The sequence below is a fragment of the Streptomyces sp. NPDC004435 genome (assembly GCF_042873895.1).
In the GTDB taxonomy this organism is placed as follows: Bacteria; Actinomycetota; Actinomycetes; order Streptomycetales; family Streptomycetaceae; genus Streptomyces.
Genome location: NZ_JBIAMB010000034.1, coordinates 23,553 through 46,472, shown reverse-complemented (window position 1 = coordinate 46,472; position 22,920 = coordinate 23,553). Strand labels below are relative to the sequence as shown.

Below are 22,920 nucleotides of genomic sequence, written 5' to 3'. Positions count from 1 at the left end.
GAACCCCAGGTGGGAGCGGTGTCGTAAATGTGGTCGCGGCGGTGGAAACGGTCGGTCATCATGACGACAAGCCCGGCCGTCCGACCGGGCCACGGACGAGAGGCAGAGGAAGATGAACAGCGCGCACAAGCAGCGACGTACGACGGACGGCCCGACTTGTTGTCCCGCGGCCTACTAGGGCGGCCACCGCGCGGACGGGCCCAGCGCCCGACCCGGTCCACCCCGGTCCACCCCGTCGTGTCGACAGCTTGATGTGAGGCGTCTTCCCATGTTCGAACCAGCCATAGCGCCGAGCGGCACCCTGCTCGGTCTGCTGCAGCGGGGCCGCGGCGACGGCACCCTGCACGCCCTCGCCGCACCACGCCCCGAGGCCCTCGCGGCCCTCGACCGGTGCGTGCTCGCCGACCCCCGCCACGACTGGCGGGTCGAGAACCGCTCCCTCTACTACGCCCGGCTCTACCTCGACCTCCACGGAGGTCTGGAAGCCGTCGAGGCGCACCTCTTCGCGCCCGAGGACCACCTCGACACCGAGGAGCACCGCACCGGGCTCGCCCTCGCCGTCCTCGGCCACCTGGCCTCCTACGGACGCCACGACGCCCTCCTCCTGCTCCGGCGCTACGCGGCCACCGGCGCCAACTGGGCCTGGGCGCTCGACGAGCTCGCGCTCCGCGACGACGACGCCGGACTCCGTTCCCTCGCCGAGCCCGTCCTCGCCCGCTTCCCCCAGGACGCGGCGGGCGACGCCGAACTCGGCCGCACCGTCCGCGACGCCTTCGAGCCCCGCCCCTGGCGGCTGTGGGCCGAGGACCAGCGCGACGCCGTCGGCGCCCGCGTCCGCGCGGCCCAGGAACAGGGCTCCTTCGACCGCTGGCAGCGCCAGCTGCGCCCCACAGGACCCCGCCCCGGCTGGAGCGTGCGCGCCGTCCTCGACTGGGCCCAGGAGGGCTACGAGCGCGGCGCCGACCTCGCAGGGCCCGCCGCCCGCTGCCTCGCCGCGGTGGCCGGGCCGGAGGACCGCCCCGAGCTGCTCGCCGCCGGCCGCGACGGCGCCCCCGGCGCGCGCGGCGCCGTCCTGCACCACCTGGCCGCCGGCCGGGACCCCGCCGTCCTCGACCTCGTCGAGGCCGCCGCCGACGGCGTCCACCCCCTCGACGCCGCGGCCGCCGCCGACGCGTCCGGCCAGGGCGAGCCGTACGGCGACGTCCCCGGCGCCGTCGACCGCGACGCCCTGCACGTCGCCCGTGCCGCCGTCACCGCCTACCTCCGCATGTGCGGCGACGACGCCGTCGCCCGCGCCCGCGCCTGGGTCCACCGCCCCGACCCCCTCGGAGCCGCCGCCGGCGAGCTCCTCGCGGCACGCGGCGAGGACCGGGACGCCCAGCTCGTCCTCGGCGCCCTGCGCACCGCCATCCGCGCCGCCGGGCCCGACGCGCCCGCCCTCGGCGCCCTCGTCGACGGCGCCGGCCGCCTCGGCATCGCCTGCGCGGCCCCCGTGCTGCGCCACGTCTACCGGGAGACGGCCTCCTCCCAGCTGCGCGGCCGCACCGCCCGCGCCCTCGCGGCCACCGACCCCTGCTTCGCCAGCGGCTTCGCCGTCGAATGCCTCTGGGACTGCGAGGAGACCACTCGCGAGATCGCGGCCCAGCACGCGGAGACGGCCGACGTCCGCGTGGCCGAGCGATTGCGACGCCTGGCCGCCGACCCGGCCGAAGAGGTCGAGGTCCAGACGGCCGTCCGCAACCGCATCGGCCCGGACCTCCAGGTCTGACCCACCCTCCCTCCGCCCCGCCCGGGGCGGCGCGGCCCCCGGCGGAGACCCCGCCGAGCGTGGCCCCGCCCCGGGGCGGGGCCGGCAGCCGACGAGCCCGGGGGCGTACGGGGCTCCGCGCCCCGGATCCCCCGTCGGCCGCCCGACACCCGCACGGCGCCCCCGACCGCCCGCCGCCGGTCCGGGTATCGGAGGCGCGCCGCACGGGCGGGGCGGGAAAAGCTCACGGGACGTTCCCCCCGCGTCCAGATCCACGTCGGCGGGGACACGTCGGACGCGACGAGAACACCCGTATGCGTGTCGTCATCGTCACCGAATCCTTTCCCCCCGACATCAACGGTGTGGCGCACTGCGCCCTGCAGACCGCGCGCCACCTCGTCCGCCGGGGCCACCAGCCCCTCGTGATCGCCCCGGCCGTCCCCGACCCCGCCGCCGACACGGACGCGCCGTGCCCGGTGGTCCGCGTCCCCTCCCTGCCGCTGCCCGGCTACGCCCAGGTGCGGGTCGCCCTCCCCAGCCGCCGCGTCGCCGCCGCCATCGCCGACCACCGCGCCGACCTCGTCCACCTCGCCGGACCCTTCGTCCTCGGCGTCCGCGCGATGGCCGCCGCCACCCGCCTCCGGGTGCCCACCGTCGCCGTCTACCAGACCGACCTCGCCGGCTACGCCCGCACCTACGTGGGTGCCGGGGAAGCCACCGCCTGGCGCCGCCTCCGCGCCGTCCACGGCGCCGCCGACCGCACCCTCGCCCCCTCCCGGGCGGCCCTGCGCGACCTGGAGGCGCACGGCATCGCCCGCGTACGCCTCTGGGGCCGGGGCGTCGACACCACCCGCTTCCACCCCGGCCGCCGGGACCAGGAGCTGCGCCGGGCCCTCGCCCCCGACGGCGCGCTCCTCGTCGGGTACGTCGGCCGCCTCGCCCCGGAGAAGCGGGTGGACCTCCTCGCCGCCGCCGACGGACTCCCCGGGGTCCGGCTCGTGGTCGTCGGGGACGGACCGAGCGGGTCCGCCCTCCGCGACCGCCTCCCGGGCGCGCACTTCCTCGGCCGGCGCACCGGAGACGACCTCGCCCGGATCTTCGCCTCGCTCGACGTCTTCGTCCACACCGGTCCGTACGAGACCTTCTGCCAGACCGTCCAGGAGGCCATGGCCAGCGGGCTCCCGGTGATCGCCCCGGCCGCCGGCGGGCCGCTCGACCTCGTCGCCCACCGCCGCACCGGCCTCCTCGTCCCCCCGGAGGACCCCCTCGCCCTCCGCGAGGCCGTCACCGCCCTCGCCGCCCCCGGCCTGCGCGCCGCCTACGGCAGGGCGGGCCGGGCCGACGTGGCGGGACGCACCTGGGAGGCCGTCGGCGACGAACTGATCGGCCACTACCTGGAGGTGCTGCGCGAGCGGACGGCGGTGGCGGCGTGAACGGGGCGCGGAGCCACGGCACCGACCGCACCGGGACCCCGGCCCCGCCGCACGGGAACGGCGGGGCGGGGGTCCCGCCGTACGGGAACGGCGGGGCAGGGGTCCCGCCGCATGGGAACGGCGGCGCCACGCGCGCGTACCGCGCCTCGTACGGCCGCGAGGGGCTGCGCATCGTGCGCCTCGCGAACTTCGTCACCCCCACCTCGGGCGGGCTGCGCACCGCGCTCGACCGGCTCGGCCGCGGCTACCGCGCGGCCGGCCACGACCCCGTCCTCGTCGTCCCCGGTGCCACCGCCGGCGACGAACCGGCCGCACAGGGCCGGGTCGTCACCCTGCCCGGACCCGAACTCCCCGGCACCGGCGGCTACCGGGTCCTCGCCGACCGGAGCCGGCTCACCGAGCTCCTGGAACGGCTCGCTCCCGACCGGATCGAGGTCTCCGACCGCACCACCCTGCGCTGGACGGGGGAGTGGGCCAGGCGCGCCCGCGTCCCCTCCGTGATGGTCTCCCACGAGACCGCCGACGGCGTCCTGCGCACCTGGGGCGTCCCCGCCCCGCTCGCCGCCCGCGCCGCGGACCGGCTCAACCGCCGCACCGCCTGGGCCTACGGCCGGATCGTGTGCACCACGGCCTGGGCGGAGGAGGAGTTCCTCCGGGTCGGCGCCCGCAATGTCGTACGGGCTCCGCTCGGCGTCGACCTGGAGCGCTGCCGGCCCGGCCGACGGGACCCCGGCGTGCGGGCCCGGTACGCGGAGGGGGCCGGGGTCCTGCTGGTGCTCTGCTCCCGCCTCTCGGTGGAGAAGCGGCCCGGGACCGCCCTGGACGCCCTCGCCGGGCTGCTGGACGCGGGTGTCCCGGCCCGCCTGGTCGTCGCGGGCGACGGGCCGCTGCGGCGCGGCCTGGAGCGGCGGGCGCGGGCACGGGGCCTGCCCGTCCGGTTCCTCGGCCACGTCGCCGACCGGGAGGAGCTGGCCGACCTCCAGGCGGCCGCCGACCTCTGCCTGGCCCCCGGGCCCGCCGAGACCTTCGGGCTCTCCGCCCTGGAGGCACTCGCCTGCGGGACGCCGGCCGTCGTCAGCGCCTCCTCGGCCCTCCCCGAGGTCGTCGGCACGGCCGGCGCCGCGGCCGCCGACACCCCCGCGGCCTTCGCGGACGCCGCCCGAGCCCTGCTCGCCCTCCCGGAGGCCGCCCGCAGGTCCGCCGCACGCGCGCGTGCCGAGCGCTTCTCCTGGGACCGCTCGGTGGCGGCCTTCCTCCACGCCCACGAAGCGGCCACCACCGGTCCCGCCCCGCACCCGGCGGCCCCGCTCGGGGACCCCACCGCCACGGGACCCGCCCCCGCCCGGAGCCAGGGGGCCGGCGGGTGAACCCGCTCCGCGAGAACCCCGTGCCGGTCCACGGCCCCGCCCCGGACACGGGACCCGCGGCGCCGGCCCGCCCCGGCGGACCCCCGGGGACGGAGCCCCCTGCCCGTACGGGCCCGGGGACGGAGCCCACCGCCCGTGCGGGCCCGGCTCCCGGGCCGGTCGCCCCCGCTCGTACGGGAACAGCGCCCGGGCCGGTCGCCCCCACCCGTACGGGAACAGCCCCCGGGCCGGTCGCCGCCACCCGTACGGGCTCGGTCCCCGGCCGGGTCCCCACCGGCGGGGACCCGGCTCCTGGGCCGGTCGCCCCCGTCCGTGCGGCCCGGGACCCGGTGTCGGTCGCGCGCCTCCGTGAGGGGACCGATCCGGGCCGGGTCGGACCCGCCCGGACGGAGGGCGTTCCGGGTCCCGGCGCCCCGGCGGGGCACGCCGCGGACAGCGACGCCGCCGGCCGCGCGGAGGCGGCCGCGTTGCGGTTCGTGGCGCTCGGGGACTCGTTCAGCGAGGGCGTGGGGGACCGGGTCGGCGGGACGTGGCGGGGATGGGGCGCGCTGCTCGCCGACGGGCTCGCCGGGCCGGGCCGGCGCGTGGAGTTCGTCAACCTCGCCGTCAGCGGGGCGCTCAGCGGAGATGTCGCCGAGGACCAGGCGCCGCGTGCCGCCGCTCTCCGGCCCGACCTCGCCTCCGTCGTGGTGGGCGTCAACGACACCCTGCGGCACACCTTCGACATCGGTCTCTTCGCCCGCCGCCTGGACCGGGTCCTGGGCACGCTCGACGCGGCCGGAGCCGTACTCCTGACCGCCTGTCTGCCCGACCCGGGACGGATGCTCGGCCTGCCGGGACCGCTCGCCCGGCCGCTCGCCCGCCGCCGGACGTCCGTGAACGCCGTCGTGCACGCCCTGTCCGCCCGGTACGCGGCCGTCCACCTCCACCTCGCCGAACCGGCCTGGACCACCGACCGGGCGCTGTGGAGCGCCGACCGGCTCCATCCCGGCGAGCGAGGCCACCGCGCCGTCGCAGGGGCCTTCCACCGGCTCCTCGCCGAGCGCGGGATCGCCCAGGGACCGGCACCGTCCCCGGAGGCGTCCGAACCGGCGCCCACGCGCGCGGAGACCGCCATCTGGCTCGCCACCGCCGGCACGGGCTGGGTGCTCCGCCGCAGCCGCGACCTGCTGCCGCAGCTCCTGCTCCTCGCCGGTGAGGAGCTCCTCCACCGCGCCGGAGGAACCGGAACCGGCCCGCTGGACGCGCGCGCCGAGACCGCCCTCGCCGAGGCCCTCGCGGCGACAATGGGGGAATGAGCGGGCGCTGGGAGTTCTGGATCGACCGGGGCGGCACCTTCACCGACGTCGTGGGGCGGCGCCCCGACGGGCGGCTGGTGACCCGCAAGGTCCTGTCCCACGACCCGGCCCGCCGCCAGGACGCCGCCGTGGCCGGGATCCGGCTCCTCATGGGCCTCGGCCCCGACGACCCCGTCCCCGCCGACCGGGTCGCCGTCGTCAAGATGGGCACCACCGTCGCGACCAACGCCCTCCTGGAACGACGCGGTGAACCCACCCTGCTGCTGATCACCGAGGGCTTCCGCGACGCCCTGCGCATCGCCTACCAGAACCGGCCCCGCCTCTTCGACCGGCACATCGTCCTGCCCGAGGCGGTGTACGCGCGCGTGGCCGAGGTGCCCGAGCGCGTGGACGCCCGGGGCACGGTCGTCCGGCCCCTCGACGAGGACGCCGTCGCCGCCGCGCTCGCCGCCGCCCACCGGGACGGCCTCCGCTCCGCCGCCGTCGTCCTCATGCACGGCTACCGCCGTCCGGACCACGAACTGCGGATCGCCGCCGCCGCCCGCGCCGCCGGATTCACCCAGGTCAGCTGCTCCCACGAGGTCAGCCCGCTCATCAAGCTCGTGCCGCGCGGCGACACCACCGTGGTCGACGCCTACCTCTCGCCCGTGCTGCGCCGCTACGTCGACGAGGTCGCCGCCGAACTCGCCGGGATCCGCCTGATGTTCATGCAGTCCAACGGCGGACTCCGGGAGGCCGTCCACTTCCGGGGCAAGGACGCCGTCCTGTCCGGACCCGCGGGCGGTGTCGTCGGCATGGCCCGCACCGCCGCCCAGGCCGGACACGACCGGGTCATCGGCTTCGACATGGGCGGCACGTCCACAGACGTGTCGCACTACGCCGGCACCTTCGAGCGTGAACTCGGTTCACAGGTCGCCGGGGTGCGGATGCGGGCACCCATGATGAGCATCCACACCGTCGCCGCGGGCGGCGGCTCCGTCCTCCACTACGACGGGCGCCGCTACCGCGTCGGACCGGACTCGGCCGGAGCCGTCCCCGGCCCCGCCTGCTACCGGCGCGGCGGACCGCTCACCGTCACCGACGCCCAGGTGATGCTCGGCCGCATCCAGCCCGCCCACTTCCCCGCCGTCTTCGGCCCGCACGGCGACGAGCCCCTCGACGCCGACGCCGTCCGTGAGCGCTTCGCCGCCCTGGCCGAGGAGGTCGGCGGCGGACGCACCCCCGAGGAGGTCGCGGCCGGCTTCCTGCGCATCGCGGTCACCGACATGGCCAACGCCGTCAAGAAGATCTCCGTCCAGCGCGGCCACGACGTCACCCGCTACGCCCTCACCTGCTTCGGCGGCGCCGGAGGCCAGCACGCCTGCGCCGTCGCCGACGCCCTCGGCGTCGACACCGTCCTCGTCCCCCCGCTCGCCGGCGTCCTCTCCGCCTACGGCATCGGACTCGCCGACGCCACCGCCCTGCGCGAACGGTCCGTGGAGGCCCCGCTCGACGCCCCCGGCACCCCCGCGCGCGTGACCGCCGTCGCCACCGAACTCGCCGACCGCACCCGGGCCGAACTCCGCGCCGACGGCCTCCCCGACACCGCGATCACCACCCACACGCGCGTACTCCTCCGCTACGCCGGCACCGACGCGAGCCTCCCCGTCGACCTCGGCCCCGCGGACGCCATGGCCGCCGCCTTCACCGCCGACCACCGCGCCCGCTACGCCTTCACCATGGACAAGCCGCTCGTCGTGGAGACCGTCACCGTCGAGGCCGTCGGCGCCGCGGGCCCCCACGACCCCGTCCATCTCGCCACGGGCACCCGCACCGGCCCCCTCACCCCCCGCGCCACCGTCCGCACCCACGACGGCGCCACCGCCACCGACACCCCGCTCCACCGCCGCGAGGACCTGCGCCCCGGCGACACCGTCGACGGGCCCGCGATCCTCGCCGAGGACGACGCCACCACCGTCGTCGACCCCGGCTGGCGGGCCACCGCCGCCCCCACCGGGCACCTGCTGCTCACCCGCGCCGTCCCGCGCCCGGCCCGCACCGCCGCCGGCACCGACGTGGACCCGGTCCTCCTGGAGGTCTTCCACAACCTCTTCATGGCCATCGCCGAGCAGATGGGCGTCCGACTGGAGAACACCGCCCACTCCGTCAACATCAAGGAACGGCTCGACTTCTCCTGCGCGCTCTTCGACGCCGACGGCAACCTCGTCGCCAACGCCCCCCACATCCCCGTCCATCTCGGCTCCATGGGCGAGACCGTCAAGGAGGTCCTGCGCCGCCGCGCCGGCGACCTCAGGACCGGCGACGTCTACGCCGTCAACGACCCCTACCACGGCGGCACCCACCTCCCCGACGTCACCGTCGTCACCCCCGTCTTCGACGACACCGGGCACCGACTCCGCTTCCTCGTCGCCTCCCGCGGCCACCACGCCGAGATCGGCGGCATCACCCCCGGCTCCATGCCCGCCTTCAGCCGCACCGTCGACGAGGAGGGCGTCCGCTTCGACAACTGGCTCCTCGTCCGCGACGGCAGGCTCCGCGAGACCGAGACCCGCGCCCTCCTCACCGGCGCCCCCCACCCCTCACGCGACCCCGACACCAACCTCGCCGACCTGCGCGCCCAGATCGCCGCCAACGAGAAGGGCATCGAGGAACTCCGCAAGGCGGTGTCCGAGTTCGGCCTGGCCGCCGTGCAGGCGTACATGGGCCACGTGCGGGCCAACGCCGAGGAGTCCGTCCGCCGGATCGTCGCCCGCCTCCACGACGGCACCCACCGCTACGAGACGGACTCCGGCGCCGTCATCCAGGTCGCCGTCCGCGTCGACCGCGAACGGCGCTCCGCCGTCATCGACTTCGCCGGCACCTCACCCCAGCTCCCCGGCAACGCCAACGCCCCCACCGCGGTCGTCATGGCCGCCGTCCTGTACGTCTTCCGCACCCTCGTCGACGAGGACATCCCCCTCAACAGCGGCTGCCTGGCCCCCCTGGAGATCCGCGTCCCGCCCGGCTCCATGCTCGCCCCCGAACCGCCGGCCGCAACCGTCGCCGGGAACGTCGAGACCTCCCAGGCCGTCACCGGAGCCCTCTACGCGGCCCTCGGCGTCCAGGCCGAGGGGTCCGGCACCATGAACAACCTCACCTTCGGCGACGACCGCGTCCAGTACTACGAGACCGTCGCCAGCGGCTCCGGCGCGGGCGACGGCTTCGACGGCGCCGACGCCGTCCAGACCCACATGACCAACTCCCGCCTCACCGACCCCGAGATCCTGGAGTGGCGCCACCCCGTCCGCGTCGACGCCTTCGCCGTCCGCGCGGGCAGCGGCGGCCGCGGCCGCCACCACGGCGGAGACGGCGTGGAGCGGCGCCTGCGGTTCCTGCAACCGATGACTGTCACGCTCCTCACCGGACACCGCCGGGTGCCGCCGTACGGGATGGCGGGCGGCGCCCCGGGCACGCTCGGCGAGAACCTCGTCGAGCGCGCCGACGGCACCGTGGAGACCCTCGGCGGCGCCGCCACCACGGAGGTCGCCCCCGGCGACGTGCTCGTGCTGCGCACCCCCGGCGGCGGGGGCTACGGCACCCCGCCCCCGGAGCCCGGGCGGGACACCGGCCCTACGGCGCCGTGACGAAGCGGACCGGCGTCCCGGGCACCGCCTGCGCCGCCGCCCCCAGATCCGCCTCACGCACCACCGCCACCACCGGGTAGCCGCCGGTCGTCGGATGGTCGGCCAGGAAGACCACCGGCCGCCCGTCCGGCGGCACCTGCACCGCCCCCAGGACCATGCCCTCGCTCGGCAGCTCACCGGGACGGGCTCGCTCCAGGGCCGGCCCGTCGAGGCGCAGACCGATGCGGTTGCTCGCCGAGGACACCAGGTACGCGCGCGTGGTGAGGGTGCGCAGCGCCGCACGCGTGAACCAGTCGTCGCGCGGCCCGAGCCGGACCCGCAGGACGAGTTCGTCCGGCGGGCCCGGCCACGGGGGAGCGTCGACCCACCCCCGTGCGGCCGCCGCCGCCCCCAGAGGCAGCACCGCCCCGTCCACCAGGGGTGCCGGGCCGAGTCCGGACAGCAGGTCGGTGGAGCGGCTGCCGAGCACCGGATCGACGGCGATCCCGCCACCGATCGCCACGTACGAGCGCAGCCCGCGCACGGCCGGGCCGACCTCCAGGAGCGCGCCGGCCGGGACCCGTACCGCCGTGCCCCAGGGCAGCGGACGGCCGTCGGCCCGGAGCGGGCAGGGCGCGCCGCCCACCGCCACGGTCACCGCGCGGCGGGGGCGCAGGGCGCAGCCGGTCACGGTGGTCTCCAGGACCGCGGCCGACTCGTCGTTGCCGACCAGCCGGTTGGCCAGCCGGGCGGCCGCCGGGTCCAGGGCTCCGGAGCGGGGCACGCCCAGGTGCGCGTACCCGGGCCGTCCCAGGTCCTGCACGGTGGTCAGGGCGCCGGCCCGGACGACGGCGACGGCACGGTCGTTCACCGGCCGGCCCCCGTCCCGGCCAGGACGTCCCGCGAGGGCCTGAACCGCACGCGCGTGCCGGGGGAGAGCAGCGCCGCCGGCTCGCGCCCGGTGTCCCACAGGACCACGTCCGTGGTCCCGATCAGCTGCCAGCCGCCCGGGGAGGAGCGCGGATACACGCCCGTGTACGGCCCCGCCAGCGCCACCGCACCGGCCGGGACAGCGGTCCTGGGCGTCGCCCGGCGCGGCACCTCGTACCGCTCGCCGAGCCCCGTGAGGTAGCCGAAGCCCGGGGCGAAGCCGCAGAACGCCACCCGGAACTCGGCCGAGGCGTGGATCCGTACCGCCTCGGCGGGCGACACCCCCCACCGGGAGGCCACCTCGGCCAGGTCCGGCCCGTCGTACCGGACGGGTACCTCCACGACCTCGCCCACGCGCGCGTGCTCCGGCCGCAGCTCCCAGCCCGGCAGTTCGGCGGCGAGCCGGACCGGCTCGGCCACCCCGTCGAGCAGCACCGTCCGCGCCGCCGGAACGATCTCCCGCACCCCGGTCAGCGCGCCCGCCGCCCGGCGCCGCAGCAGCTCCGCGTGGAGGGCCTCCGCGGCGGCCCGGTCGGCCAGTTCGACGAGGAGGGCGTGCTCGCCCACCCGCAGCACCCTCACGCGAAGGCCCCCACGGTGACCCCGGCGGACTCCAGGCCGGCCCGGACGCGCCGGGCCAGCTCGACCGCGCCCGGGGTGTCGCCGTGCAGGCAGAGCGAGCGCGCCAGGACGGGCACGGGAGTCCCGCAGTGCGCGGTCACCGTGCCCGAGCGGACCATGGCCACCGACCGCTCGACCACCGCGTCGGGGTCGTGCACGACGGCCCCCTCCTGCCCCCGTGGCAGCAGGGAGCCGTCGGCCCGGTACGCGCGGTCGCCGAACGCCTCGGCGACCACCGGGAGCCCCGCCCGCCCCGCCGCCTCGTGCAGCCGGGAGCCCGGCAGTCCGAGCACCGGCAGCCCGCCGCCCGCGAGCAGCACCCCGTCGACGACCGCCGCCGCCTGCTCCGCGTCCCGCACCACCCGGTTGTAGAGCGCCCCGTGCGGCTTCACGTACGCCACCCGGGAGCCGGCCGCGCGGGCGAAGACTTCCAGGGCCCCGATCTGGTACGCCACCTCGGCGGCCAGCTCCGCCGCCGGCACGTCCATGGCGCGCCGGCCGAAGCCGGCGAGGTCCCGGTAGGACACCTGGGCCCCGATCCGTACCCCCCGCTCGGCGGCGAGCTCGCACACCCGCCGCATGGTGACCGCGTCCCCCGCGTGGAAGCCGCAGGCCACGTTGGCGCTGGTGACGACGGAGAGCAGCCGCTCGTCGTCGGTCAGCGTCCAGCGGCCGAAGCCCTCGCCGAGATCGGCGTTCAGGTCGATGAAGACCCCGCTCATGATGGTGCTGTTCCCTTCGCAGGTGCTGTGGTGCTGTGGTGCTGTGGTGCTGTTGTGGTGACGGGTGCGCTCTCGGGCGGTACGCGCGCGTGGCGGGCGGCGGGTCGGTGTCAGAGGTCGTTCACCCGAGCTCCTTCCCCCGCGTCTCCGGCAGACCGAGCAGCGCCAGTACGGCGATCCCGTACCCCACGGCACCGAAGACCAGCGCGCCGCCGACGCCCCAGCTCTCGGAGAGGAAGCCGACCAGGGTGGGGAAGATCGCACCGACCGCGCGCCCGGTGTTGTACGTGAGCCCCTGTCCGGTGCCGCGCACCGGCGTCGGGTACAGCTCGGCGAGGAAGGAGCCGAAGCCGCTGAAGATGGCCGACATGCAGAAGCCGAGCGGGAAGCCGAGCACCAGGAGGAGGGTGTTCGCTCCCTCCGGGATCCGGGTGTACGCGATCACCGCCGCCGCCGACAGGACGGCGAAGAGCGCGATGTTCCGCTTCCGGCCGATCCGGTCCGTCAGATGGCCCCCCGTCAGGTAGCCGATGAAGGCGCCCGAGATGAGCAGCGTCAGATAGCCGCCGGTGCCGACCACGGTCAGACCGCGCTCGGTCTTGAGGAAGGTCGGCACCCACGTGGCCAGGGTGTAGTAGCCGCCCTGCACGCCCGTGGAGAGCAGGGTGGCGAAGAACGTGACGCGCAGCAGCCCCGGCCGGAACACCGCCCGCAGCGAGCCCCGCTCGGAGCTTGCCTCGCGCACCGCGGCCGCCTGCGGGGCGTCCTCCACGTTCCGCCGGACCCAGACCACGAGCAGCGCGGGCAGCGCGCCGGTCCAGAAGAGGATCCGCCAGGCCAGGTCCGCCTCGAAGAACTGGAAGACCAGGGTGTAGACGATCACCGCGAGGGCCCAGCCGGCCGCCCACGCCGACTGCACGGCGCCGAGCGTACGGCCCCTGTGGCGTGCGGAGGCGTACTCGGCGACGAGGATCGCGCCGACCGCCCACTCGCCGCCGAACCCCAGGCCCTGGAGCGCCCGGAAGACCAGCAGGGTCTCGTAGTCGGGGGCGAAACCGCAGAGCACGGTGAAGAGCGCGTAGGTGATCACCGTGATCATCAGGGCCTTGACGCGGCCGACCCGGTCGGCGAGGACGCCGGCGAGCGCGCCGCCCACCGCCGACATGACCAGGGTCACGGTGGTGAGCAGTCCCGTCTGGCCCTTGTCGAGGTTGAAGTAGGCCGCGATCGCCACCATGGAGAGCGGCAGGGTGAAGAAGTCGTAGGAATCGAGGGCGTAGCCGCCGAAAGCGCCGCCGAAGGCGCGCCGTCCGCGCTGGCCGAGGGCGCGCAGCCAGCCGAACGCGCCCGTCGCGTCGGGCCGGTCGTCCTGGGAGCGCTGCCGGGTCTGTGCCGTGCTCATCTGCACCTCGCAGGTGGGAGAGGCGTGCCTGAGAGACGTACGAGGGGGCGGAGCGTGTTCCGGTGGTGACCGTGTGCGGTGGCCCAAGGTAGAGGATTGTTCAACGATTCGACAAGGGGTCTGTTGTCCCCGGTTGCGATCTGCGGTTGACTCGGCGGCCGGGACGAGGACGGGCCGACCGGCCCGTGGGGAAGGGGGGACCGTGGACGCGAGCGGCACGGGGACGACCGGGAGCACCGGGGGGCTGGCGGACGACCGCGCGCTGCTCGGGCGCACCAGCACGGCGGAGAGGGTCGCGGACATCCTCCGCACCCGCATCGCCGAGGGCTTCTTCCCGCCCGGCACCCGGCTCTCCGAGGAGAGCATCGGCGGCGCCCTCGGGGTCTCCCGCAACACCCTGCGCGAGGCGTTCCGGCTCCTCACCCACGAGCGGCTGCTCGTCCACGAGCTGAACCGCGGGGTCTTCGTCCGGGTCCTCGCCGTGGACGACGTCGAGGACATCTACCGCACCCGCCGGCTCGTCGAGTGCGCCGTCGTACGGGGCCTCGGCCACCCGCCCTTCCCGGTGGCCGGACTCGCCGCCGCCGTCGCCGAGGGCGAGGCCGCCGCCCGCGACGGCGACTGGCGCGGGGTCTCCACCGCCAACATCCACTTCCACCGCGAACTCGTCGCCCTCGCCGGCAGCGCCCGCACCGACGAACTCATGCGCGGCGTCCTCGCCGAACTCCGGCTCGCCTTCCACGTGGTCGACGACGCCCGGGCCCTCCACGAGCCCTACCTCCTGCGCAACAAGGAGATCCTGGACGCCCTGCGCGCGGGGGAGCGGGCCGCCGCCGAACGCCTCCTCGCCCGCTACCTCGACGACTCCATCGCGCGCGTGGGCGCCGCCTACGCCCGGGCCGTGGACGAACCGGCGGAGGGGTAGCCGGAGGGGCGTGGACGCACCGGCGGAGGGGTAGCCGGAGCGACGCGCGGACGGAAGCCCTCGCGCGGGCGCACCGGCGGGAGGGTACCGCCCCGGTCGGGGCCGGGGCGGTGGTTTCTGCGCCGTTTCGACCCATGTCAGTGCGAGGACCTACTCTGTGCACCGTGACTTCGCCTGCCTCGACGGACCTCGCTCCGCCCCAGCTCAGCGCGGGGCCGCGTCCCGCGCAGGGGCCGGCCGCCGACGAAGGGCTCGCGCGGCGCCTGCGCGCGCTCGCCTGCACCGCGCCGCTGCACGACCTCGACGCGCGCAAGGCGAACCTCGCCGGCGAGTACACGGTCTACGCGATGGCCGAGGTCGCCCTCGCCGCGATCGACCTCGTCACCCTCCACATGGACTTCGACACCGGCGCCGACCACGACCAGGTCGTCGCCCGGCTGCTGCCCCGCGTCGCCGCCCAGGCCCCCGCCCGGCCCGCCGCCGAGCACGAGCGGGTGGCACGCTGGGTGCTGGAGAACCTGATCAACGTCGGCAGCGTCGACCGGGGCTTTCGCGCCGTCTACGGCACCTTCGGCACCGACGGCGTGTACGTCCGCCGTGACTACGACTTCAAGCTCATCGAGGAGGTTCCCGGGTACGGCGGCACCGTCTGCCTCCGGACCACCGACGAAGCCGTCAACGTGCTCGTCGGTGCCCTCGACACCGACGTCACCAGCGCCCAGATCGCCGCCGAGGTGAAACTGGAGGTCCTGATCAGCCGGGGCCGCCTGGCCGACGCCCAGCTCGCCGCCGAACAGGCCCGCTACCGGACCGTCCAGTACGCGGAGACCCTCCGCAAGACCCTGGAGGCCACCCGGCGCAACGTGCGCGCCGTGGACTGGCTCAACAGCGTCCCCGACATGATCGCCGAGGCGCTCGACCACGTCGCCGACCGCTACCGCCACGAGAACGCGATCCTCACCAACATCCGCAAGGCGCGCGACGAGGCCGAGGACCCCGAGCACAAGCGCCGGGCCGCCGAGCTGGTCGACATCGTCAAGGACTGCATCCGCCGCCACACCCAGCTCCAGTCCCGGCTCCTGGAGGCGGGGCCGCTGTTCCGCGCCGAGCAGGACCGGCAGGCGTTCGCCGCCCCCACCCGGTACACCGGCCTCGACCTGTACGGGCAGCTCGTCGCGCCCGTGCTGCCGCTCCCCGTGGAGCGGGCCACCCGGGTCACCGACGCCTTCTTCGCGCACGGCACCGGTCTGCGCACCCCCGCCTCGGTCCGCCTCGGCGACCTCGTGGACCTGCTGCTCACCCCGCCGGTCGAGCGCGAGCACCTGGGCGCGGAGATGCCCGAGCCGGACCTGATCGCCACCCCCGACGACTCCCGCTTCAGCGAGCGCCAGCTCGCCGACGCGCTCGCCCTCCTGGAGCTGGAGCACGACGCCCCGCGCCGGCTCTCCGGCCTGCTCGCCGAGGCCCGCGCCTCCGGCGGCGAGGACCTCGCCTACCTCGTGGCCCTGCTCGCCGTCCACGCGGCCAGCCCGCCGGTCGGCACCGCCTACCGGCAGGGCGAGGAGCGGCTGCTCTTCGCCGTCGACGACGGCACCCCGCTCGACGACCCCGGCTTCGGTGGCGCCGACCTCATCGTCGGCACCGCGCTCCTCGACGCCGCCGGCATGGCCGCGGACCGTACGGAGGCGACATGACGTACGTCTCCGACGCGACCCCGCCCGCCTCCGGCGCGGGCCGGGACCCCCACGCGCCCCGCCGGTCCGCCCGACCCACGCGCGCGGGGCTCCCGACACCGGAAGCCCTGACCGCCCTCCTCGCTGAGACCCCCCTCGCCGGGCCCCAGGCGGCACCGCCGGAGCCGCAGGACGCGCTCGCGGAGCCGCTCGCGGAAGCCGTCGTGGTGCCGCTCGCGGAAGTTGCCGTCATGCCGCCCGCCGAAGCCGCAGTGGCCCCGCTGGCGGAAGCCGCCGTGGTCCCCTTCGCCGAAGCCGTCGCGGCTCCGACCAGGCCGCTTCCGGCACCGACGCGGCCGCCTGTCCCGGAAGCGCCGACGGCACCCCGGCCGGCCGCCCCCGGCCCCCGCCTCCGGCCCCCCTTCGTGGACTCGCCCGCCGCCGGCACGGCAACGCCCGACACGGGAGCGCCCGGCGCGCGGCGCCCGGACGGCGGGCCCGGCGACCGGCCCCGCCTCGGAGCCGTACCCCTGCCCGAGGCGCCCCGGGCCGCCGCGCGACGCCGGGACCTCCCGACGGTCCGCGCCGTGCGCCTCGGGGGCGCCCCTGCGGAGCCACGGCCCGCACCGGGCGAGGCCCCCGCCGCGCCCGCCGCCGTCACCCCAGTGCCGCTGCCCCTGCCCCGGGCCTCCGGCACCGCAGCCGTACCGAACGAGAGCCGCACCGAGGAGCCCCAGCCGTGAGCGACAGCGTCCAGCACACCGAGTACGCCGAGTACCCGGACGCGTGGAGCGAGCAGGAGTCCCCCCGGCCCCCGGCCTCCGCGCACACCGCATCCGCGCACCCCGCATCCGCGCACACCGCCCCCGTCACCCCCGCGGACGCCGCCGACGCCGCGCGGCTCGTCTCCTTCGGCCTCCAGCCCAAGCTGCTGCCCGCCCGCGACGCCGAGTACGCCGAGCTGCTCCGCCGCTACCAGGAGGACCCGCCCTTCGCGCGGCTCGCCGACGCCGTCGCGACCGGCCTCGGCCTGATCGTCCTGGAGGTCTCCCCGCGCGCCGGCATGGCCGTCACCGCCGGCGAGGACTCCGTCTTCGCCGTCCGCATGGGCGACTACGCCCGCCGTGCCAACACCGACTCCGCCGACCGCTTCCTGCACGGCCTCGCCCACCTCGCCGTCGCCGCCATGGCCTTCCCGCGCCCCGAGGACCTCGCCGACGACGCGTACATCGGCCGCCTCACCGTCAACGGCGTGGACTCCTTCGTCCGCCAGGCCTGCCTCCGCCTGGAGCAGCGCGCCGAGGAGGAGGGCGAGAACACCGACCCGGCCTCCGACGCCCCCGGCCTGGAAGCCGCCTGGCGCGTCTACTCCCGCCGCTCCACCACCGGCGCCACCAAGGACGCCCGGCGCCTCGCCGGCTCCACCACCGGCATCGTCGCCAAGGCCGTCGCCTTCCTCACCGACTCCGGCTTCCTCCAGCGCACCGGCGACGAGAGCGGAGGCTCCTACCGCACCACCGCCCGCTACCAGCTCCAGGTCCGCGACATGGCGGGTTCCGCCGCCCTGACCGAACTCCTCGACCTCGGGATCGTGCCGGTCAGCGACGGCACCGCCACCCTCGTCCCGCCGCCCGAGGGCGACGACCTGGACCTCGCCGCCGACGCCGGCCTGCCCTTCCACGCGTAACCCCGGCGCACCCCGCCGCCCCCGCCCCGCGCGACGCCCCACACCGCCCGCGCGACCGAACTTCCCGAGCACGAGAGCACGAGAGTCCCTCGCCATGTACGAGCTGTCCCGGGTCCGCCTCTACTCCATCGGCCCCGCCGGCGCCCGCTACGCCGACACCGTCCTGGACCTGCGCGGTGTCGGCGCCCCCGTGCCGAACCCCGCCCCCACCCAGGCGGAGTTCTTCGAGGAGGAACCCGTGGGCCCGCCGCGCCGCCCCGCCCCCGCGGGCGTGCTCTTCCTGGAGAACGGCGGCGGCAAGTCCGTCCTCCTCAAGCTCATCTTCTCGGTGATGCTCCCGGGCCACCGCAACACCCTCGGCGGCGCCAGCTCCGGCGTGCTCCGCAAGTTCCTGCTCGCCGACGACTGCGGCCACGTCGCCCTGGAGTGGCAGCACACCCTCACCGGCGAGCTCGTCGTGGTCGGCAAGGTCAGCGAGTGGCGCGGCCGCCAGGTCTCCAACGACCCGCGGAAGTTCGCCGAGGCGTGGTACTCCTTCCGCCCCGGCCCCGGCCTCAGCCTGGACAACCTCCCGGTCGCCGAGGCCACCTCCGTCCGCCCCGCCGCCGAGGGTGCCTCCGGCGCCTCCGGCCGCCGCCGCACCATGAAGGGCTTCCGCGACGCCCTCACCGAGGCCGGCAAGGCGTACCCGCACCTCGACGTGGCGTGGGAGGAGATCCACGACCGGTGGAACGAGCACCTCGGCGAGCTCGGCCTCGACCCCGAACTCTTCCGCTACCAGCGCGAGATGAACGCCGACGAGGGCGAGGCCGCCGGCCTGTTCGCGGTCAAGAAGGACTCCGACTTCACCGACCTCCTCCTCCGCGCGGTCACCGACACCCGGGACACCGACGGCCTCGCCGACCTCGTCGGCGGCTTCGGCAACAAGCTCGGCCGCCGCGCCGAACTCACCGCCGAACGCGAGTTCACGGCCGGCTCCGTCGACCTCCTCAACCGGATCGTGGACGCGGCCGGGACCCGGTCCCACGCGCGCGAGGTGCACACCGCGGCCGAGCGCCGCACCCGGACCCTGGCCCGCCGGCTCTCCGGCCGCGCGGCCGGCGAGCGCGCCCGCGCCGCCGAACTGGCCCAGCAGGTCACCTCCGCCGGCCACGCCGTCTCCGAGGCCGAGACGGCCCGCGAGCGCAGCGCCCTCATCGCCGCCGAACTCGCCTACCGGCACGCCTCCCTGGCGCTCGCCGCCGCCGAGAAGGGCGCCGCCTCCCAGCGCCGCGAGCTCATCGAGGCCCGCACCCTGCACTCCGCCTGGCAGGCCGCCGAGTCCGTGCTCCGCCACCGCGCCGCCGGTGACCGCTCCGCGCGCGTGGCCGCCGCCATCCGCGAGGCCGAGCGCGACGCCGCCCCCGCCCTCGCCGCCCGCGCCACCGCCGCCGCCGACCTCGTCCGCGCCCTCGCCGCGGCGGCCGAGGAGGGCGAGCGGCACGCCACCGAGGAGGAGGAGCGGTCCACCGCCCTCCAGGAGGTCGGCGAGGCCGCCCACCGGGACGCCACCGCCGCCGCCACCGAGGCCCAGCGAGCCCGCAGCGAGGCCGGCCACCTGCGCCAGCGCCTCGCCGAGGTCGAGCAGGAGACCGCCGAGGCCGTCCGGGCCGGCTGGCTCGACGACTCCGCCCCCGACGCCGACCCGGCCCGCGCCGCCCTCGCCGCGGCCGACGCCGAGAAGACCACCGTCGCCGCCTGGGACGCCGCCCGCGAAGCGGCCCGCACCGCGAGCGAGCGCGCCCGCGAGACCGCCGCCACAGAGTCCCGCGCCGAACTCGCCGCCGCCCGCGCCGCCGACGCCGCCGAGGCCACCGGCAACGCCTACGACGCCGAACGCCGTGCCGCCGAGGCACTGGCCGGCGAGGAGCGCCTCGCCGAACTCCTCGGCCTGCCCGGCTCCGGCTCCCCGCTCCCCGGCCAGCGCGCCGCCGACACGGACGGCGAGGCCCCCGAGGACGACGAGCGGGCCCCCGAGGGCGACGCGCAGCCGCCGCTCTCCGTCACCGACTTCGACCGCTACGCCGAGGAGCTGCGCCGCCTGCTCGACGGGGCCGTCACCTCCGCCGAACGCCAGCTCTTCGACCTGCGCACCGCCGCCGCCGACGACTCCCGCATCCTCGGCGCCCTCGGCGACGGCGGCCTGCTGCCGCCCGGCCCCGACGTCCTCGCCACCGTCGAGTTCCTCGGCGAGCACGGCATTCCCGCCCTCCCCGGCTGGCGCTACCTCGCCCAGTCCGTCGACCCCGCCGACCACGCGCGCGTGCTCGCCGCCCGCCCCGAACTCGTCGACGGCGTCGTGATCACCGACCCCGTCTCGTACGGGCGCGCCCGCGAGGCCCTCGGCTCCGCCGCCCTGCTGCCCCGCTCCGCCGTCGCCGTCGGCACCGCCGCCGCCCTCCTCGCCCCCGTACCGGCCCAGGAGGCCGGCGAGGACACCGGCGTCTTCCTGGTGCCGCCGAACCCGGCCATGCACGACGAGCACGCCGCCGACGAGGAGCGGCAGACGCTGCGCGCGCGTGCCGCCGCCCGCGACGAGGAGATCCGCGCCCTCGCCGCCCGGCTCGCCGGCGACCGCGCCCTCGCCGCCCGCATCGGGGCCTGGCGTGCCGACTGCCCGCCCGGCATGCTCGCCGAGCTCGCCGCCGTCGCCGCGACCGCCCGCGAGACCGCGGAGACCGCCGCCCGGGCGCTCGAAGAGGCCCGCGCCACGCGCGCGGAGGCCGAGGAGACCGCCGCCGAGGCCCTCGCCGTCCGCGACGACCGCCAGGAGGCCGCCCAGCGCGCCCGCCGGGCCGCCGACGCCCTCGCCGGCCTCGCCTTCCGGCTCCGCGAGCGCTCCGCCTGGCAGGCCAAGCTCCGGGAGCTCGCCGACGACGCCGCCGAGGCCGAGGCCCGCGCCCAGACCTGCCTGGAGCGCGCGCGGGCCGCCGACGAGGACCGCCGTGTCGCCCAGCGCGCCGCCGACGACGCCCACCGCACCGCCCGCGCGCTGCGCGCCGAGCGTGCCGAGATCGCCGGCGCCCCCGAGCAGCTCCCGGAGGAGGACGCCGCCGCGCCCCGCGCCGCCCTCCCCACCCTCCGCGAGGCGTACCGGGCCGCCTCCCAGGTGTACGAGAAGGTCGGTGTCGGCGCCGACCTGCGCGCCGAGCAGGCCCGCGCGGAGAGCGACGAGTCCGCCGCCCTCGCCGAACTGGACCGCCTCACGAACAAGGTCCGCACCCGCGCCGAGCAGCTCCTGGAGTCCACCGACGGCGCCGACGGCCCGTCCCGGCAGGCCGCCGCGGCCCGCGCGGAGGCCCTGGTGCAGCTGCTGGAGACCCGCGCCTCCGAGGCGAGCGAGAAGCTCGGCCGACTCCGCGGCGAGGCCGAGCGGCTGGCCCCCGAGGACGGCGGGGTCCACACCGAGCTGCCGGAGGAGCTGGTCCCGGCCGACGCCGACCGGGCACAGGCCCTGCTGCGTACCGCGAGCACCGAACTCGCCGCCCGCGGCGACGCCCTGGACGCGGCCCGCGCCGCCCACACCGGGCTGCTGCGCGACCACCGGGCCGCCGAGGACGCCGCGGGCGGCTTCGACGAGACCGCCGCGCTCCTGCGCGACCTGCTGCGCGACCACGCGGAGGAGGACCAGGAGGAGCAGGAGCCGTACCCCGGTTCCCTGGAGGAGGCCAGGACCACCGCGGGCGAGGCCCGCAGGGCGCTGCGCGCCTGCACCGCCGAGCTCTCCGCCGCCGACGCCTCCGTCCGCGAGGCGAGCGACATCCTCGTCCGGCACGCCAACTCCACCCGCTACGAGCAGGTCCGCACCCCGGCCCGCCTCCAGATCCGCGAACTGCCCGCCTCCGCGCTGCCCGAGCACGCCGCCAAGTGGGCGGAGGCGTTCGCGCCCCGGCTCCGGGTCCTCACCGACGAGCTGGCGCAGCTGGAGCGGAACCGCGACTCGATCGTGGACCGGCTGCGGGGCCTGGTGGAGACCTCGCTGGCCACCCTCCGCTCCGCCCAGCGGCTCTCCCGGCTCCCGGAGGGCCTGGGGGAGTGGTCCGGGCAGGAGTTCCTGCGGATCCGCTTCGAGGAGCCGGACCAGGCGACCCTGACCGAGCGGCTCGGCGAGGTCGTCGACGAGGCGACCCGCGCCGCCGTGCGGAAGAACTCCGACCTGCGCCGCGACGGCATGTCGCTGCTGCTGCGCGGGGTGCAGGCGGCTGTGGAACCCAAGGGCATCGCTGTCGAGATCCTCAAGCCGGACGCGGTGCTGCGCGCCGAGCGGGTGCCGGTCGGGCAGATGGGCGACGTCTTCTCCGGCGGCCAGCTGCTCACCGCGGCCATCGCGCTCTACTGCACGATGGCGGCACTGCGCTCCAACGACCGGGGCCGGGACAAGCACCGGCACGCGGGCACGCTCTTCCTCGACAACCCGATCGGCCGCGCCAACGCCACGTACCTGCTGGAGCTCCAGCGGGCCGTGTCGGACGCGCTCGGCGTCCAGCTGCTCTACACCACGGGCCTCTTCGACACCACGGCGCTCGCCGAGTTCCCGCTGGTCATCCGGCTGCGCAACGACGCCGACCTGCGGGCCGGCCTCAAGTACATCAGCGTCGAGGAGCACCTGCGGCCGGGCCTGCCGCAGCCGGCCGCCGAGGGGGAGACGATCCACGGCGAGATCAAGGCGACCCGGATGTTCCGCCGCCACCAGGACGAGGAACCCCCGACCGCGCCGTAGCCCCGCCGGTCCCGGCACTGCCCCGCGGCACGCCGGTACTGCCCCGCCACACGCCGAGTCGGTCCGCCGGTCCCGGCACTGCCCCGCCGCCGCACACCGAGTCAGCCGCGCCGCACGCCGACTCGGCCCCGCCGTACGCCGACTCGGCCAAAATAAAACGAAACGGGCCCGGCTCCCGGAGATCACTCTCCGGGAGCCGGGCCCTCGTCCCGACCGAGGTCAGGCGACCCGCTCCTCCGCGACCCGCTCGCGCCGCGCCTGGTAGGCGCTGCTGCTCGGCTCGGAGACCACGCCGGCGCGCTGCCGCCACACCTGGCGGGTGATCCAGATGTCCAGCACGCTCCAGGTGGCCACCACCGTCGCGACCACGGCCGCTATCGTCATCGGATAGGCCAGCCAGGAGCCCGTCACCGAGGTGAGGAAGGCGACCACGGCGAGGATGATCGTCACCGAGCTGATCATCACCGCCCGCACCGCCGCGTTCCGCACCGGATCCGGCATCCTCCGCAGTCCCCGCTCGTCGTCCACCCACAGCTGACGCGCCGTCCGCGTCTCGTCATCCATGTTCTGTCACTCCCCACAGCACGGTGCTCCCCGGGGTGGCTGCCCGCTTCCCGCGGTTCTACACGGCGCGGACGGCCGGCCCTCGGCCCGTCCGCCCCCGGGCTGCACGTTCCCCCGTACTTCATGACGCTCTGGACAGGGAAAAGGTTTCCCCACGTCACCCGACATCGCGAACGGAACGAACGATTCC

General features: G+C 76.8%; 15 protein-coding genes. 10 read left to right on the top strand and 5 right to left on the bottom strand.

Going from position 1 to position 22,920, the window contains the following annotated elements; genetic code table 11:
• Positions 1-268: 268 nt before the first annotated feature.
• From ACFYT9_RS37990 to ACFYT9_RS37970, 5 genes are all read left to right on the top strand, one after another.
• Positions 269-1,768 carry a HEAT repeat domain-containing protein gene (locus tag ACFYT9_RS37990; RefSeq protein WP_376604584.1) on the top strand — a complete coding sequence of 500 codons (1,500 nt, stop codon included), beginning with the start codon at positions 269-271 and terminating at the stop codon, positions 1,766-1,768.
• Between the two features lie 293 nt (positions 1,769-2,061).
• Entirely contained in the window at positions 2,062-3,180 is a 1,119-nt protein-coding gene (locus ACFYT9_RS37985; protein WP_389171409.1) for a glycosyltransferase family 4 protein, read from the top strand.
• A 164-nt stretch (positions 3,181-3,344) separates the two neighbouring features.
• Positions 3,345-4,547 carry a glycosyltransferase gene (locus tag ACFYT9_RS37980; protein ID WP_389171440.1) on the top strand — a complete coding sequence of 401 codons (1,203 nt, stop codon included), beginning with the start codon at positions 3,345-3,347 and terminating at the stop codon, positions 4,545-4,547.
• A gap of 467 nt (positions 4,548-5,014) precedes the next feature.
• Complete coding sequence (locus tag ACFYT9_RS37975; RefSeq protein WP_389171437.1) at positions 5,015-5,845, top strand: SGNH/GDSL hydrolase family protein; 831 nt, start codon at positions 5,015-5,017, stop codon at positions 5,843-5,845.
• A complete protein-coding gene (locus tag ACFYT9_RS37970) occupies positions 5,842-9,468 on the top strand; it encodes a hydantoinase B/oxoprolinase family protein (RefSeq protein ID WP_389171406.1) in 3,627 nt (1,208 codons plus the stop codon). Before ACFYT9_RS37975 ends, ACFYT9_RS37970 begins: the two co-directional genes overlap by 4 nt.
• On the opposite strand, the gene ACFYT9_RS37965 is transcribed toward ACFYT9_RS37970, so the two are convergent.
• The 4 genes from ACFYT9_RS37965 to ACFYT9_RS37950 form a co-directional block, all read right to left on the bottom strand.
• Positions 9,455-10,318, bottom strand: coding sequence for a biotin-dependent carboxyltransferase family protein (locus tag ACFYT9_RS37965; protein ID WP_389171403.1), 864 nt, complete (start codon positions 10,316-10,318; stop codon positions 9,455-9,457). The genes ACFYT9_RS37970 and ACFYT9_RS37965 overlap by 14 nt on opposite strands.
• The gene (locus ACFYT9_RS37960) at positions 10,315-10,959 is read right to left on the bottom strand and encodes an allophanate hydrolase subunit 1 (RefSeq protein ID WP_376603404.1); all 645 of its coding nucleotides are present in this window, start codon (positions 10,957-10,959) and stop codon (positions 10,315-10,317) included. The genes ACFYT9_RS37965 and ACFYT9_RS37960 overlap by 4 nt, the downstream gene beginning before the upstream one ends.
• On the bottom strand, positions 10,956-11,720 hold the full coding sequence (locus ACFYT9_RS37955; RefSeq protein ID WP_389171400.1) for a LamB/YcsF family protein: 765 nt from the start codon (positions 11,718-11,720) through the stop codon (positions 10,956-10,958). Before ACFYT9_RS37955 ends, ACFYT9_RS37960 begins: the two co-directional genes overlap by 4 nt.
• A gap of 121 nt (positions 11,721-11,841) precedes the next feature.
• Positions 11,842-13,122, bottom strand: a complete 1,281-nt coding sequence (locus ACFYT9_RS37950; protein WP_389171398.1) for an MFS transporter — start codon at positions 13,120-13,122, stop codon at positions 11,842-11,844.
• 202 nt (positions 13,123-13,324) lie between these two features.
• Between ACFYT9_RS37950 and ACFYT9_RS37945 the strand changes: the two genes are divergently transcribed.
• The 5 genes from ACFYT9_RS37945 to ACFYT9_RS37925 all read left to right on the top strand — a co-directional run bounded on the left by ACFYT9_RS37945 (position 13,325) and on the right by ACFYT9_RS37925 (position 22,166).
• Positions 13,325-14,047 (top strand): GntR family transcriptional regulator, encoded by a 723-nt coding sequence (locus ACFYT9_RS37945; RefSeq protein ID WP_387278995.1) that lies wholly within the window; start codon positions 13,325-13,327, stop codon positions 14,045-14,047.
• Positions 14,048-14,211: 164 nt separating this feature from the next.
• Positions 14,212-15,741 (top strand): hypothetical protein, encoded by a 1,530-nt coding sequence (locus ACFYT9_RS37940; RefSeq protein WP_376603408.1) that lies wholly within the window; start codon positions 14,212-14,214, stop codon positions 15,739-15,741.
• On the top strand, positions 15,738-16,463 hold the full coding sequence (locus ACFYT9_RS37935) for a hypothetical protein (protein WP_389171394.1): 726 nt from the start codon (positions 15,738-15,740) through the stop codon (positions 16,461-16,463). Before ACFYT9_RS37940 ends, ACFYT9_RS37935 begins: the two co-directional genes overlap by 4 nt.
• Positions 16,460-17,407: a hypothetical protein gene (locus tag ACFYT9_RS37930; protein ID WP_389171392.1), complete on the top strand. Its 948-nt coding sequence runs from the start codon at positions 16,460-16,462 to the stop codon at positions 17,405-17,407. Before ACFYT9_RS37935 ends, ACFYT9_RS37930 begins: the two co-directional genes overlap by 4 nt.
• Before the next feature lie 94 nt (positions 17,408-17,501).
• Positions 17,502-22,166 carry a hypothetical protein gene (locus tag ACFYT9_RS37925; protein WP_389171389.1) on the top strand — a complete coding sequence of 1,555 codons (4,665 nt, stop codon included), beginning with the start codon at positions 17,502-17,504 and terminating at the stop codon, positions 22,164-22,166.
• A 219-nt stretch (positions 22,167-22,385) separates the two neighbouring features.
• Here ACFYT9_RS37925 and ACFYT9_RS37920 read toward each other — a convergent pair whose 3' ends face one another.
• Complete coding sequence (locus ACFYT9_RS37920) at positions 22,386-22,730, bottom strand: hypothetical protein (RefSeq protein WP_376605368.1); 345 nt, start codon at positions 22,728-22,730, stop codon at positions 22,386-22,388.
• Positions 22,731-22,920: the final 190 nt, after the last annotated feature.

Coding starts and splice junctions, on each gene's coding strand:
- ACFYT9_RS37990 (WP_376604584.1), top strand. CDS start 269: ATGTTCGAACCAGCCATAGCGCCGAGCGGCACCCTGCTCGGTCTGCTG.
- ACFYT9_RS37985 (WP_389171409.1), top strand. CDS start 2,062: ATGCGTGTCGTCATCGTCACCGAATCCTTTCCCCCCGACATCAACGGT.
- ACFYT9_RS37970 (WP_389171406.1), top strand. CDS start 5,842: ATGAGCGGGCGCTGGGAGTTCTGGATCGACCGGGGCGGCACCTTCACC.
- ACFYT9_RS37955 (WP_389171400.1), bottom strand. CDS start 11,720: ATGAGCGGGGTCTTCATCGACCTGAACGCCGATCTCGGCGAGGGCTTC.
- ACFYT9_RS37950 (WP_389171398.1), bottom strand. CDS start 13,122: ATGAGCACGGCACAGACCCGGCAGCGCTCCCAGGACGACCGGCCCGAC.
- ACFYT9_RS37935 (WP_389171394.1), top strand. CDS start 15,738: ATGACGTACGTCTCCGACGCGACCCCGCCCGCCTCCGGCGCGGGCCGG.
- ACFYT9_RS37925 (WP_389171389.1), top strand. CDS start 17,502: ATGTACGAGCTGTCCCGGGTCCGCCTCTACTCCATCGGCCCCGCCGGC.
- ACFYT9_RS37920 (WP_376605368.1), bottom strand. CDS start 22,730: ATGGATGACGAGACGCGGACGGCGCGTCAGCTGTGGGTGGACGACGAG.